General features: G+C 70.0%; 14 protein-coding genes. 11 read left to right on the top strand and 3 right to left on the bottom strand.

Going from position 1 to position 12,891, the window contains the following annotated elements:
- The first annotated feature begins 643 nt into the window (after positions 1-643).
- Positions 644-1,855: an MFS transporter gene (locus VHB92_RS07685; protein ID WP_325453013.1), complete on the top strand. Its 1,212-nt coding sequence runs from the start codon at positions 644-646 to the stop codon at positions 1,853-1,855.
- Between the two features lie 60 nt (positions 1,856-1,915).
- Here VHB92_RS07685 and VHB92_RS07680 read toward each other — a convergent pair whose 3' ends face one another.
- Together VHB92_RS07680 and VHB92_RS07675 are read right to left on the bottom strand one after the other, a co-directional pair.
- Positions 1,916-2,491, bottom strand: coding sequence for an NAD(P)H-dependent oxidoreductase (locus VHB92_RS07680; RefSeq protein ID WP_325453012.1), 576 nt, complete (start codon positions 2,489-2,491; stop codon positions 1,916-1,918).
- Between the two features lie 25 nt (positions 2,492-2,516).
- Positions 2,517-3,533 carry an aldo/keto reductase gene (locus tag VHB92_RS07675; protein ID WP_325453037.1) on the bottom strand — a complete coding sequence of 339 codons (1,017 nt, stop codon included), beginning with the start codon at positions 3,531-3,533 and terminating at the stop codon, positions 2,517-2,519.
- Between the two features lie 245 nt (positions 3,534-3,778).
- Here VHB92_RS07675 and VHB92_RS07670 point away from each other — a divergent pair, with 245 nt between their 5' ends.
- Genes VHB92_RS07670 through VHB92_RS07660 form a run of 3 tightly spaced genes read left to right on the top strand, consistent with a single transcriptional unit; the run spans position 3,779 to position 5,854 of the window.
- On the top strand, positions 3,779-4,942 hold the full coding sequence (locus VHB92_RS07670; protein ID WP_325453011.1) for an acyl-CoA dehydrogenase family protein: 1,164 nt from the start codon (positions 3,779-3,781) through the stop codon (positions 4,940-4,942).
- A 1-nt stretch (position 4,943) separates the two neighbouring features.
- Positions 4,944-5,639 carry a hypothetical protein gene (locus VHB92_RS07665; protein WP_325453010.1) on the top strand — a complete coding sequence of 232 codons (696 nt, stop codon included), beginning with the start codon at positions 4,944-4,946 and terminating at the stop codon, positions 5,637-5,639.
- Positions 5,636-5,854, top strand: coding sequence for a DUF6186 family protein (locus VHB92_RS07660; RefSeq protein ID WP_325453009.1), 219 nt, complete (start codon positions 5,636-5,638; stop codon positions 5,852-5,854). Before VHB92_RS07665 ends, VHB92_RS07660 begins: the two co-directional genes overlap by 4 nt.
- Positions 5,855-5,872: 18 nt before the next feature.
- Here the strand turns inward: VHB92_RS07660 and VHB92_RS07655 are convergent, their stop codons facing one another.
- Positions 5,873-6,265 carry an RNA-binding S4 domain-containing protein gene (locus tag VHB92_RS07655; RefSeq protein WP_325453008.1) on the bottom strand — a complete coding sequence of 131 codons (393 nt, stop codon included), beginning with the start codon at positions 6,263-6,265 and terminating at the stop codon, positions 5,873-5,875.
- Between the two features lie 224 nt (positions 6,266-6,489).
- Here VHB92_RS07655 and VHB92_RS07650 point away from each other — a divergent pair, with 224 nt between their 5' ends.
- The 7 genes from VHB92_RS07650 (at position 6,490) to VHB92_RS07620 (ending at position 12,840) form a co-directional block, all read left to right on the top strand.
- On the top strand, positions 6,490-7,398 hold the full coding sequence (locus tag VHB92_RS07650; protein ID WP_325453007.1) for a DUF2510 domain-containing protein: 909 nt from the start codon (positions 6,490-6,492) through the stop codon (positions 7,396-7,398).
- A 152-nt stretch (positions 7,399-7,550) separates the two neighbouring features.
- Positions 7,551-7,709 carry a hypothetical protein gene (locus tag VHB92_RS07645; protein WP_325453006.1) on the top strand — a complete coding sequence of 53 codons (159 nt, stop codon included), beginning with the start codon at positions 7,551-7,553 and terminating at the stop codon, positions 7,707-7,709.
- A gap of 110 nt (positions 7,710-7,819) precedes the next feature.
- On the top strand, positions 7,820-8,710 hold the full coding sequence (locus VHB92_RS07640) for a DUF72 domain-containing protein (RefSeq protein WP_325453005.1): 891 nt from the start codon (positions 7,820-7,822) through the stop codon (positions 8,708-8,710).
- A gap of 82 nt (positions 8,711-8,792) precedes the next feature.
- Positions 8,793-9,881 carry an outer membrane lipoprotein carrier protein LolA gene (locus tag VHB92_RS07635; RefSeq protein ID WP_325453004.1) on the top strand — a complete coding sequence of 363 codons (1,089 nt, stop codon included), beginning with the start codon at positions 8,793-8,795 and terminating at the stop codon, positions 9,879-9,881.
- Positions 9,882-9,906: 25 nt separating this feature from the next.
- Positions 9,907-10,863, top strand: a complete 957-nt coding sequence (locus VHB92_RS07630) for an ABC transporter ATP-binding protein (protein ID WP_325453003.1) — start codon at positions 9,907-9,909, stop codon at positions 10,861-10,863.
- On the top strand, positions 10,850-11,737 hold the full coding sequence (locus tag VHB92_RS07625) for an ABC transporter permease (RefSeq protein WP_325453002.1): 888 nt from the start codon (positions 10,850-10,852) through the stop codon (positions 11,735-11,737). Before VHB92_RS07630 ends, VHB92_RS07625 begins: the two co-directional genes overlap by 14 nt.
- Positions 11,738-11,946: 209 nt before the next feature.
- Positions 11,947-12,840: an Fpg/Nei family DNA glycosylase gene (locus VHB92_RS07620; protein ID WP_325453001.1), complete on the top strand. Its 894-nt coding sequence runs from the start codon at positions 11,947-11,949 to the stop codon at positions 12,838-12,840.
- The last annotated feature ends 51 nt before the right edge of the window (positions 12,841-12,891 follow it).

Here is a 12,891-nt window from a genome sequence, read left to right as displayed (position 1 = left end):
CCGTGGCGGTGCCGCTCACCCACATCTCTGCGGGGTCGCGAAAGCGCCTCCGGCCGGCTCACCCGACGTCGCATCGACCGCGACGCCGCGCTTGCCTGCCCGACGTACCAACTCCCCCGTGTTCACCGAGCCCGAGCATGCACTCGGACCCGCGCCGTGCGTCGTCTTCACTCATGTTCCGGCAGACCCCCGACATCCGCTCGACGCCGTTCGGCGCCCGGATTCCGGTGGCTCTGCCGGGATCGGGAGGCCCCGACGGAACCGGCGTGTGATCACTATATAGCGGGGTGCACACGAGCGCTCAACCCTAGATGTTGTGGGCGTGTCGTCCACAGATGTGGATAAGTTCCACCCGGTTATCCCCAGTTTCCACAGGCGATCAGGTGCTGATGGGACGAGGAATCCGGGCGCGCCCCGCGCCGAAAATCGGCACCTTCTCGCGACACGCCGACGGCGAGCCACGACACGCGGGCAGCGGCCGCGGATCTCCGATTTCCGGCACGCGAGGACGGGGGCGAGTGCGTGGGCGGGGCGCCTTCTCGACGGCCGCCGACCCCCGGCCCTCGGCACGCCGGCCAGGGGTGCAAGGCAGGGGCGCAGCGCCCGTCAGTCAGGCCCATCGCACGGATAGACTCGACCGCTAGTGAGCGCATATTCGGACCTTCTGAAAACGCCCGGTGTCGGGCGGATCATCGCCGCGCAGCTCACGGCCAGGTTCCCCAGCGGGATGCTCTCGCTTGCGCTGCTCACGCACATCGAGCGCGTGCACCACACGTACGGGGCCGCCGGCCTCGTGCTGGCCGCCGCGAGCATCGGCCAGGCCGTCGCGGGGCCGCTCACCAGCCGGCTGATGGGACGCGTCGGCATGCGCCCCGTGCTCATCGTCACGACGGCCGTGTGCGCGGCCACGATCGCGATCATCGCGCTGGTGGTGCTGCCCATCCCGATCACCATGGCCATCGCGCTCATCGGCGGGCTCGCCACGCCGCCCGTGCAGCCGGCCGTGCGCACCATCTATCCGAAGCTCGTGAACTCCCGGCTGCTGACCCCGCTCTTCTCGCTGGATGCCTCCGCACAGGAGATCATCTGGATCGCCGGCCCCGTGGTCATCACGTTCATCGCGACGCAGATCTCGACGACGATCGGCCTGCTGGTGTGCGCCGTCGTGATGCTGGGCGGCGGCGCATGGTTCGTGGCCTCGCCCGAGCTCGGACGCGTGCGCATCCCGCGCAGCAAACGCCGGTTCGGCGCCGTGCTGCGCCGGCCCACCGTGATGCTCGCCACGCTGGTGGGGTTCCTGCTCGTCGGCTCGTGCGCGGCGATCGAGGCCGGGGTCATCGCGAACTTCGGCGACGAGGGCCCAGAGGCCGGCATCGTGCTGGCCATCTGGTCGCTCGGGTCTCTCGCGGGAGGCTTCGCGCTCGGCGCCGTGCCGATCGGTCCGTGGGCGCTCGCCAGGCGCATGCTCATCGTGTTCGTGGGCGTCGTGCTGGCCAGCCTGTGGATCACCAACTTCTGGTGGCTCGCCGGTCTGCTGGTCATCGCCGGCGCCGGCATCGCTCCCGCTCTCGCGGTGATCTTCGCGATCGTCTCCTCGAGCGTGAAGTTCTCCGACACGGCGGAGGCGTACGGCTGGGTCGGGACCGGCCAGCTCATCGGCGCTGCGCTGGGAAGCGCCGTCGCGGGATTCCTGATCGACCGCTACTCGGCGATCGGCGCGTTCTGGGTCGCCGCCGTGCTCGCTGCGCTCGGCGTGCTGGTGCCTCTCCTCGGCAAACGCTGGCATCCCGACCTGCGCGGCAAAGATGCCAGCCCGATCCCCGACACGGAGCCGGTTCCGCTTCCCCCGAGCTGAGGCGTTTCGCCGCCCTCGAGCTGAGACGTTTCGCGGCCTGGCGTGGACCGGCCCGCCGCCTCAGTGCGCGCGGGCGGCGCGCAACGGCGCCAGCGCGTGGTCGAGCGCGACGATCTCGTCGAGCTGGGCCGCCAGCATCCGCTCCTGGTGCTCGTTGGGCTCGAACGCGCCCTCGTCGTCGATCTGACGCGCGGCCCACGGGATCTCGACGTTGGAGGTCGTGGGGATGAGCCCGACGGCTGTGACCGGCACGCGGAGCGCCGTGACGCCACGGGTTCCGCCGGAGACACCGCCGTAGCTGACCGTTCCGAGCGGCTTGCGCCACCACTCCTGCGACAGGTGATCGAGGGCGTTCTTCAGCGCAGGCGAGTAGCTGTAGTTGTACTCGGGCTGAACGAAGACGAACGCGTCGGCGGCATCCACCCTGTCGCTCCAGTCGATCGTGGACTGCTGCGTGTACTGACGGAGCCTCGGATGATTCGGTTCGGTCATCAGCGGCAGGTCGATCTCCTTGAGGTCGGCCCAGTCCAACTCGAATCGGTCGTCGCGCTCGACGGTGTCACGCACCCAGTCCGCTATCGGCAGCCCGATGCGCCCGTCGCGCACGCTGCCCACGACGATCATCAGCCTCGTCATCTCGGTGTTCCCGTTTCCTTCCGTCTCACCAGCGGTCGTGCACATCGGCACGGATGTAGTCGTCGTAGATCTCGTGCACTGCCCGGTCGAACTCGGTACCGAGCCGCGCGAGGGATCCGGCCGCCGCGTTCGAGCGAGCCTGGTCGACGTTGCGCGCTCCGGGTATCACGGAGCTGACGCCGGGCAGCTGCGCCACCCACGCGATCGCGGCCTTCGCCGGCGTGAGCTTGTCGACGCAATCGATGCCGTGTGCGTCGCGCACGGCGGCCACGGCATCCGTGAAGCGCTGGGCGGCCTCGACGCCGGTTTCGTAGTCGACGCCGGAGAACGTCTCCCCCACGTCGAACGCCTCGCCGTGCCTGTTGTACGCCCGGTGGTCCTGCGGGGAGAACGTGGTCTCCTTGGTGTACTTGCCGCTCAGCAGGCCGCTGGCCAGCGGCACTCGCGCGATGATGCCCACCCCGGCCTGCTGCGCCGCGGGCAGCACCTGCTCGAGCGGCTTCAGGCGGAACGCGTTGAGGATGATCTGCACGGTCGCGACATTCGGACGCGCGATCGCGGTCAGCGCCTCGTCGCACCGCTCGACGCTCACGCCGTAGTTCGCGATCGCTCCCTCGTCGACGAGGGTGTCGAGTGCATCGAACACCTCGTCGTCGGAATAGACGGCCGTCGGCGGACAGTGCAGCTGCACGAGGTCGAGCGTGTCTGTGCGCAGGTTGGCCCTCGAGCGGTCCACCCACTGCCGGAAGTTGGCCAGCGTGTAGTTCTCGGGAACCTGGTCGACGCGTCGCCCCATCTTCGTCGCCACCGTGACGGCAGCATCCGGGTTGGCGGCCCGGAAACGGCCGATGATGCTCTCGCTCCTGCCGTCGCCGTAGACGTCCGCCGTGTCGAAGAACGTGACGCCCGCCTCCGCCGATGCCTCCAGCACGGCGAGTGCGTCGGCCTCGCTCACGTTTCCCCAGTCACCGCCGAGTTGCCACGTTCCGAGCCCGATGACGGACACCGTGCGTCCGGTTCGGCCGAGCGTGCGGGTCTCCATAATGCGCTCCTGCATGGTGGCCACCATAGCGGCGCGCGCACATCGAGAGGGCGGGGTGTACGGCTTGGGGCAGGTCGTGAGGAGGCCGGCTGGCATGTCGCTCGGGTTTCGACAAGCTCAACCCGCGATGCAGGGCCACGCCGGGTTTCGACAGGCTCGAACCGCGGTGCCGCCGCGCTGGTTTCGACAGGCTCGAACCGCGGTGCGGGGATGCCGGGTCCGGCATCCGGCGTAACCTGAACGGCGTGAGCGAGTCTGCTGTGCGTGTGCTGTCGGACGACCTGCTGGAGCGCATCCGCTCCCGAGCCGCCGGCTACGACCGCGACAACGCGTTCTTCGCCGACGATCTCGCCGAACTGGCCGAGGCCGGGTACCTGCGCGCTCTGGTGCCGTCGGCGTACGGCGGGCTCGGCCTGTCGCTTCGTGAGGTGGCGCGGGAACAGGTGCGGCTCGCATCCGCCGCTCCGGCCACCGCCCTCGCGGTGAACATGCACCTGGTGTGGACGGGTGTGGCGAAGGTGCTGCGCGACCGCGGGGACGACTCCCTGGAGTTCGTGCAGCGCGAGGCGGGATCCGGCGAGGTGTTCGGCTTCGGCATCAGCGAGGGCGGCAACGACCTCGTGCTCTTCGGCTCGCGAACGGATGCCCGGCCAGACGGTGAAGGCGGCTACACCTTCCACGGCACCAAGATCTTCACGTCGCTCTCGCCCGCGTGGACGCGCCTGGGCACCATGGGCCTCGACTCGATCAGCGAGGATGCGCCGAAGATCGTCTTCGGATTCATCGACCGCGACGGCGGCGGGTTCGAGATCGCCGACGACTGGGACACGCTGGGCATGCGGGCGACGCAATCGAACTCGACGCGACTCGACGGAGCGCACGCGCGGGCCGACCGGATCGTGCGCAGGCTGGATCCCGGGCCCAATGCCGACCTCCTCACATTCGGCATCTTCGCCAGCTTCGAGCTGCTGCTCGCGGCCGTCTACACCGGCATCGGCGAGCGGGCGCTCCAGCTTGCCGTCGAGACCGCACGACGACGCACGTCGATGAAGAACGACGGGCGCTCGTACGCGCAGGATCCCGACATCCGGTGGCGCATCGCGGATGCCGCAATCGCCCAGGATGCCCTCTACCCGCAGCTGGACGCGCTCACCGGCGACGTGGATGCCCACACCGACCACGGCTCGCAGTGGTTCGCCAAGCTCGTGGGCATGAAGGTGCGCGCGACGGAGACCGCGAGGGACGTCGTCGACAAGGCCATCCGGGTCTCCGGCGGCAGCAGCTACTTCGCCTCGAGCGAGCTCGGCCGGCTCTACCGGGACGTGCTCGCCGGCATGTTCCATCCCTCCGACGACGAATCCGCGCACTCGACAGTGGCGACCGCCTGGCTCGGCCCGATCGAGGGCTGACATGGCGGGCAACGTCCCACCGTCGCCACAGCCGGAATCGTCACCGCGTCGCAAGGCGCGTTCTGCCAGACCGGGAACGCGCCCCGCGGGCATTGCCTCTCGCCTGCGCGCAGACTGGTGGTGGATCGCCATCCTCGTGCTCTGCGGCTCGTTCCAGATCTATCGCGGCGCACCGATCGACGGCGCGTTCTTCCTCGGCGCCGGTCTCGCGCTGCTCGCGGATGCCGCCGGCTGGCTCCGCGCGCTCGAGCGGTACCCACTCCCCCGCGTTCGCCTCGCGGCCCAGGTCGCACTCAGCGCGATCGTCGTCGCCGTCATCACGTTCGCGCCGCAGTGGGGCGTGGCCGATCTCGCCGTCGTCTGCGTGGTCGGCGCGACGGCCCTCGTCGTGGCCTGGCGCGGCGACGGCATGGAGCTCCCCGCGTCCGATTCGGAACGAGCGGGCGACGACGCACGAGCGCTCAGGGGCGCGGTACGCAGGTCGGCGGTGCTGTGGGCCGCCGCCGGTGTCTTCCTCTGCCTGTGGGAGCTGTCGTCGTTCTTCCTGGCCATGCCGTCGGCGGCCGCAGAGAACGCGCATCCGCCGCTGTCCGACCTGATCGATCCGATCGTCGCGAATCCGCTCGGCCGCGCCGTGTGCGCTGCCCTGTGGATCGTCGGCGGAGCCGCGCTGCTGCGCAGGGGAAGGCATCCGTGAGCCGGATCATCACCATCGCGGGCTTCGTCTCGGTCGGGCTCTTCGCGCTCGTGCTCAGCTGGTACTCCTGGCACGCGCCCGAGCGTCTCGCGCCCTTCGGCACACTGCTCGACCGCGTGATGGCATCCAGGGCCGTGCGCATCACGATCATCGTGTTCTGGTGGTGGCTCGGCTGGCATTTCTTCGCGGCGGCGCCGCTGCCGGCATCCTCCTGAGCCCGCTCCGGGCGGGTCTCAGCCTCGTCCGCGCAGTCGCTCCAGCTCGCGCCTATCGCGTTTCGTCGGCCGGCCCATGCCACGCTCGCGCACCACGGCGGACGGCTGCTCGACCCTCGGCGGCAGCGCCGGCGTCTTGTCGAGATATGCGGCCTGCGCGATCGGCGCTCCGACCCGCTTCGTGAGGATGCCGCGCACCTCGACGATGTGCTCGCGGTCCGTGGTGACGCGCACCTCGTCGCCGACCCTGACCACCTGCGCGGGCTTGGCCCGTTCGCCGTTCACCTTCACATGCCCGGCCTTGCACGCGGCGGTGGCGAGGGATCGCGTCTTGTAGAACCGCACCGACCACACCCAGATGTCGGCGCGGGTGGACCCCGTCGCCCCTCCGCTGCTCGCGCCTTCGGCCATCGACCCATCGTAGGCATCGCCACGCGGCCTGCAGCGCTCCGATAGGCCATTCCTGGATCGGTCATGAGCCGGTGCGCTACGCTCGCCGGGTGCCCGGACCCCGAACGGCCCGGCTACCGGCGCCCCGGCTCGCGACGACCCTGGCACGTGACCGCCTGGACTCGGCGACCCGCGGCGCGGCATCCGCCGCCCGGGCACGGCAGACTCACGACGCAGGAGAACCGATGACCGACTCGCACCAGCAGCAGACTCCTCCGGCCTGGTACCCGGACCCCGACCCGAGCAACCCGGGCGGTCAGCGCTGGTGGGACGGCATGAGGTGGACGGAGCACTCCCGGCCCGCCGTTCCGACCGCGCAGCCGCTCTACGACGGTGGCCCGGGTGCAGGGCCGGCCGCCGCACCGCAGCCCGGTTCAGCGCAGCCCGGCTCCACGCAGCCCGGCTCCACGCAGCCTGGTGCGACGCAGCCCGGCCAGGCCCAGCCCGCTGCAGGACAGCCAGGCTCCTTCCCTGCCGGGTACGGCCAGTCGGGCTACGGCCAGCCAGGCAATGGCCAGGCCGGGTACGGCCCCGGCTACCCGCAGGTGGCCCTGCAGCAGGGCGCTGTCGCGTATCCGCCCGTGGCGCCTGGCACGTCGGCGCTGACGTGGTCTGTGTGGCTCGTGGTCGGGCTCCAGCTGCTCTCGGTCATCGGATACCTGTTCCTCGACTTCTCCTCGTACGTGCGCGCCGTCCTGGCGTTGAGCGCATCCGGCTCCTCGCCGGAGGGACCGGACGTCTCACGCTTCACGTCGTCCCTCAGCGGGTTCGTGGTCGGCGTGCTGCTGCTCGACGTTCTCGCTCTCGTCATCTACGGCCTGACCGTGATGTTCGCGTACTTCGACTGGCGTGAGCTGCAGCGGCGGGGGTTCGCCCACCCGTTCCACTGGGCATGGACGTTCCTCGGCCCGATCGTGTACGTCATCGGGCGCACGGTCGTCGCTCGTCGTCGTGGCGGCCGCGACGTGATGTGGCCGATCTGGGCGCTCGTGGCGGTGACCGTCATCGCCATCGTGCTGGTCGTCATCAAGGTGGTGACGATTCTGAGCGCTGTCTCGTCGACGATCGGCGGCTACGTGCCCGGCGTGTCCTGACGCGAAGGGCCGCCGTGTCCTGACGCGAAGGGCCGAGGTGTCCTGACGCGGGGTACGGAGACGCATCGCCGGATGCACGACGCCGGCGTGCGGCGGAGACGGCCCGCGCCACGGTACAGTGAGTAGTCGGATACGACGAGAGGAAGCGTTCCGTGGAGTACATCGTCTTCGCCGCTGGAGCGGTGATCTTCGGGCTGTTCTGCTTCTGGACGCTGTTCGATTCGGCACGGGACGCCCGCACCCGCAAGGAGACGCCGGAGCGCTCGTCGATCGTCGACACGCAGCACTACGCGGTCGAGGCCAAGCACTGACGCTTCCCGCCGGGGGCCATCGTGAGGGGTCCGCGCTGCTGAGCAGGCATCCGTCGCTCTGATCCGGCCACGGTGCGATTTTCGGGCACGACGACGGGCACACTGGAGGCATGAGCCCCCGAGCGTTCGTCGGCACCTCAGGGTGGCGCTACCCGTCGTGGCGAGGGGACTTCTATCCCGCAGGTCTTCGGCAGAGGGACGAACTCGCCTACCTCGCGGGCAGGCTCAACACCGTCGAGCTCAACGGCTCCTTCTATTCGCTGCAGTCGCCGGCCTCCTACCGGCGCTGGCACGACGAGACCCCGCCCGGCTTCGTGTTCGGTGTCAAGGGCGGCAGATACCTCACGCACATGCTCCGGCTGAAGGGCATCGATCAGGCGATGGCGAACTTCTTCGCCTCCGGCGTACTGCTGCTGGGCGACAAGCTCGGCCCGCTGCTCTGGCAGCTTCCCGAGCGGCTCGAGTTCGACGCGGAGCTGCTCGAGCGGTTCTGCGCACGGCTGCCCACGACGTTCGGCCAGGCGGCGGAGATCGCTCGCGGACACGACGCGAAGGTGAAGCGCGTGGAGATCCCGTCGGGCAAGACGGCGGGGCAGCAGGGGCAGCGGCTGCTGCACGCGCTCGAGCCGAGGCATCCGAGCTTCGCGGATGCCCGCGCCGCCGACATCCTGCGCAGGCACGGCATCGCGCTCGTGCTGGCGGACTCTGCTGGACGCTTCCCGGTGTTCGACGAGCAGACGGCTGATTTCGTCTACGCCCGGCTGCACGGCGGCGAGGAGTTGTACACGAGCGGATACGACGAGGCGTCGTTGCGCGCCTGGGCCGCGAGGATGCTCAGGCAGGCAAGGCAGGGCGGAGCGGAGCGCGACATCTACGTGTACTTCGACAACGACGCGAAGGGGTATGCGCCGCACGACGCCGAGGCGATGGCGAGCCTGCTCGCCGCCGCTGGCGAGCACCGCGTCGAACCGGTGGACGGGACCCAGTCAACGACGGAGTAAACCCAGCCAGGATGGAGCATTCCGACTTACCCTGACGGGCGAGGGCCGCTCCCCGCTATGGCCCTCGCCGAGGTGATACCCGATGAAGAGACTTCTGAAGTGGCTTCCCGCACTGGTCGCGCCCGTGGTCGTGGCCGTGGTCGTGGCCGGCGTCGTCTCCGCGCCCGCGTTCGCGGCCGACGCAGGGACCGTTCAGCAGGCGTCCACTCCGTCCGCCGCCAGCGTGCTGGCGTCGATCGCGAAGGCGAAGAACGCGCACTACTCCGGCACGATCGAGCAGACCAGCGATCTGGGTCTGCCCGAGCTGCCCGCGGGCGCGACGGGCGCAGGAGGGTCGACGGCACAGGCATCCGGCATCCTCGAACTGCTCACCGCCTCGCACAAGGCGCGGGTCTACGTCGACGGGCCGAGCAAGCAACGCCTGCAGGTGCTCGACAGCCTCGCCGAGCGCGACGTCGTGCGCAACGGCACCGACGTGTGGACATGGGATTCGAAGACCCAGAAGGCGGTGCACGTGACGCTGCCGTCGAAGACGGCCGACAGCGCCTCATCCGGTTCCCCCACCGCCACGCCTCAGGATGTCGCGTCACGGCTCGTGAAGAAGGCCGGCGTCGACTCGACGCTCACGGTGTCGAAGGGATCGGTCGCCTCGCGCAGCGTGTGGCGCCTGACGATCACGCCGAAGACGTCCGACACGCTGGTCGGCAAGGCGGTGCTCTCGGTGGACGCGAAGACGGGCGTGCCGCTCGCGGCACAGGTCGACGCCCGCGGACAGAAGTCTGCAGCGGTCTCCGTCGCCTTCACGTCGGTGGACTTCGGCACCCCCGCCGCCTCCAACTTCAGCTTCACGCCTCCGAAGGGTGCGAAGGTGACGCAGAAGTCGCTGCCGTCGCACACCGCGCATCCGGACCATCGCGTGCCTGGGTCGTTCGAGGGCCCGACGGTGATCGGGTCAGGTTGGACGTCGGTGGTCGCCGTGCCGTCCGGCGCGCTCGGCTCGGGCATGTCGGGGCTCACCGCCGACCAGTCGCACCTGCTGAACGAACTCACCCAGTCGGTCGACGGCGTACGAGGCCTGCAGACGTCGCTGTTCTCGGTGTTGATCACGAACGACGGGCGACTGTACGCGGGAGCCGTTCCCCTCACCGCCCTCCAGTCGGCGGCGAAATGAGGCGAGCCGACCCCGCGACGCAGGCATGAGCGCCTTGGCCGGCGCGCCCAGAGCGAGTCGCGCGATCGGCATCAGCGGATTGACCAAGAGGTTCGGGCGGCAGCTCGCCGTCGACGGACTCGACCTGGATGTTCCGCGCGGCTCCGTGTACGGATTCCTCGGCCCCAACGGCTCGGGCAAGACGACGACCATTCGCATGCTGCTCGGGCTGACCGAGCCGACGGCCGGTGAAGTCGAGCTGCTGGGAGAGCGGATGCCACGCGCATCCGCCGCCGTCCTCCCCCGCGTCGGCGCTCTCGTCGAGGGCCCGGCGTTCTACCCGTACCTCACCGGTCGCGCCAACCTGAGCCGGCTCGACGCGGCAGACCCGCGGTCGGTCGCCAGCACCAGGCGACAGCGCGTCGCCGACGCTCTCGAGCGCGTCGGCCTGACCCATGCAGCCGACAAGAAGGCGCACGCCTACTCGCTCGGCATGAAACAGCGCCTGGGGCTCGCCGGCGCGCTCCTTCGCGAGCGGGAGCTGCTCGTGCTCGACGAACCCAGCAACGGGCTCGACCCGCAGGGAACGCGCGAGGTGCGCTCGCTCGTGCGCAGGCTCGCGGACGACGGCGCGACGGTCTTCGTCTCCAGTCACCTGCTGAGCGAGGTGGAGCAGCTGTGCAGCCATGTGGCCGTGATGCGGGCCGGCCGGCTCGTGGCATCCGGCTCGCTCGAGGAGCTGCGGGCCACGGGCGGACACGAGGCGGTGGTGAGCACGCCGGATGCCGGCGCCGCGGCATCCGTGCTCGTCTCGCTCGGCCTCGAGCCTTCGGTCACGGGCGACGTCGTCGTCGCCCCGCTGCAGGAGGCCATGGCGCCGGAGGCGATCGTCGCGGCGCTCGTCGCGGCGGACGTGCGGGTGCGCGGATTCCAGATCACGTCGCCGTCGCTGGAGGACCGGTTCGTCGCACTCACCGGGGAGGGCTTCGATGTCGCAGGCTGAGGCCGCAGCGGGCGCGCGCGAGGCGTCGGTGTCATCCGGCACAGGCGGCATCGCTCGCCGTCGCGTGTTCGCGCTGCTCGGGTCGGAGCTCGGCACGCTGTTCCGCCGCAGGCGCACCATCGCCATGCTCGTCGCGCTCGCCGCCGTTCCGGTGCTCATCGCGATCGTGGTGCGCGTCACGGGAGCAGGGTCTTCAGGGCGCGGACCCGCCTTCCTCGGCGCCATCACCGACAACGGCCTGTTCGTGGCGTTCACCGCGCTCGTGGTGTGCATACCGCTGTTCCTGCCGCTCACGCTCGGCGTCGTCGCAGGCGACACCATCGCGGGCGAGGCGGGGCTCGGCACCCTGCGCTATCTGCTCGTGGCGCCCACCGGACGGCTGCGGCTGCTCATCGTCAAGTACGTCGGCGTGCTCGCTTTCGCGCTCGCGGCCACCGTGGTGATCGTGCTGGCCGGCATCGGCATCGGCGCGCTGCTGTTCCCGATCGGCCCGGTGACGCTGCTCTCCGGCGACACGGTGGATGCCGCAGGCTTCTTCGTCCGCACCGCGCTGCTCGCCTGCTACGTGGCGCTGTCCCTCACCTCGCTGGGCGCGATCGGACTGTTCATCTCCACGCTGACGACGGTTCCGGTGGGCGCGATGGCCGCGACGGTGGTGCTGGCCGGGGTGTCTCAGATCCTCGATCAGCTTCCGCAGCTGGACTGGGTGCATCCGTGGCTGTTCACTCACTACTGGCTCGGGTTCGGGGATCTGCTGCGGGATCCGGTGGTGTGGGACTCGTACGGGCAGAACGCGCTGCTGCAGCTGGGCTACGTCACGGTGTTCGGGGCGCTGGCCTACGCGCGGTTCGCCACCAAGGACATCCTGAGCTGAGCGCAGGTTTCTCATCCGCCGGTCCGCTTCTTATCCGCGGGTCCATTTCCCATCCGCCGGTCCACTTGTCATCCACGGGTCCCGTTCCTAGCGTCAACAGAGGGACCCGCGGACGAGAAACGGACCGATCGCGCACGTCGGACGTCGCACGTGGAGATCGCAGGGACCGTGCCGTGCGGTGTGTCGGCGGCACGGTGCACACTAGGGATGTGCCGGAACTGCCCGAAGTGCACGCGCTGGCCGCCGACCTCGACCGTCGGCTGCGCGGTCGCGTCATCGACAGGTTCGACGTCACGTCGTTCGCGGCGCTGAAGACGTTCGACCCTCCGGTGTCGGTGCTGCACGGGATGCTCGTGTCCGGCGTCGGCCGGCACGGCAAGTTCCTCGACCTCACGGTGGAGCCCGCGGAGGCCGGATCCGGCGAGCGCCTGCACCTCATCATCCATCTCGCCAGGGCGGGCTGGATCCGCTGGCGGGACGCGGCGCCCGTCCCCGCCGCCCGACCGCGAGGCCGCAGCGCGGGACCGCTCGCGGCACGGCTCGTGCTCGACGACGGCTCCGGTCTCGACATCACCGAGGCGGGGACGAAGAAGAGCCTGGCGATCTCGCTCGTGCGGCAGCCATCCGACGTCCCGGGAGTCGCCCGGCTCGGACCGGACCCCCTCGCACCGGAGTTGACCGAGGAGGTGTTCGCCGGCATCCTGTCCGCGGCGGGACGCGCCCAGATCAAGGGCGTGCTGCGCAATCAGGCGAAGATCGCGGGTATCGGCAACGCGTACTCCGACGAGATCCTGCACGTGGCGAAGATGTCGCCCTTCAAGCCGGCGAACATGCCGGCGGATGACGTGCACGCGCTCTACGACGCGACGCAGACGACGCTGAGGGAGGCACTGGAACGCGCGGACGGGCTGCAGGCATCCGAGCTCAAGGCAGAGAAGAAGTCGAACCTGCGCGTGCACGGACGTACGGGTGAGCCCTGCCCGGTCTGCGGAGACACGATCAGGCAGGTGATCTACGCGGACTCCACGTTCCAGTACTGCCCGACATGCCAGACGGGCGGCAAGCCGCTCGCCGACCGCGTTCTCTCCCGGCTCCTGAAGTAGCGCCGCCGCCGTGGGTTGAGCCCGTCGAGCCCACCGTGGGTTGAGCCTGTC

Source organism: Humibacter sp. (assembly GCF_035547335.1).
Lineage (GTDB): Bacteria > Actinomycetota > Actinomycetes > Actinomycetales > Microbacteriaceae > Humibacter.
Note: the sequence above shows the minus strand (reverse complement) of the source record. Positions and strands in the feature narration are given on the sequence as shown.

What these genes read in the sequence shown, in the direction of transcription:
- VHB92_RS07640 (WP_325453005.1), top strand. Translation starts at nt 7,820, where the DNA reads ATGAGCCCCCGAGCGTTCGTCGGCACCTCAGGGTGGCGCTACCCGTCG.
- VHB92_RS07675 (WP_325453037.1), bottom strand. Translation starts at nt 3,533, where the DNA reads ATGGAGACCCGCACGCTCGGCCGAACCGGACGCACGGTGTCCGTCATC.
- VHB92_RS07665 (WP_325453010.1), top strand. Translation starts at nt 4,944, where the DNA reads ATGGCGGGCAACGTCCCACCGTCGCCACAGCCGGAATCGTCACCGCGT.
- VHB92_RS07680 (WP_325453012.1), bottom strand. Translation starts at nt 2,491, where the DNA reads ATGACGAGGCTGATGATCGTCGTGGGCAGCGTGCGCGACGGGCGCATC.
- VHB92_RS07625 (WP_325453002.1), top strand. Translation starts at nt 10,850, where the DNA reads ATGTCGCAGGCTGAGGCCGCAGCGGGCGCGCGCGAGGCGTCGGTGTCA.
- VHB92_RS07630 (WP_325453003.1), top strand. Translation starts at nt 9,907, where the DNA reads ATGAGCGCCTTGGCCGGCGCGCCCAGAGCGAGTCGCGCGATCGGCATC.
- VHB92_RS07650 (WP_325453007.1), top strand. Translation starts at nt 6,490, where the DNA reads ATGACCGACTCGCACCAGCAGCAGACTCCTCCGGCCTGGTACCCGGAC.
- VHB92_RS07635 (WP_325453004.1), top strand. Translation starts at nt 8,793, where the DNA reads ATGAAGAGACTTCTGAAGTGGCTTCCCGCACTGGTCGCGCCCGTGGTC.
- VHB92_RS07655 (WP_325453008.1), bottom strand. Translation starts at nt 6,265, where the DNA reads ATGGCCGAAGGCGCGAGCAGCGGAGGGGCGACGGGGTCCACCCGCGCC.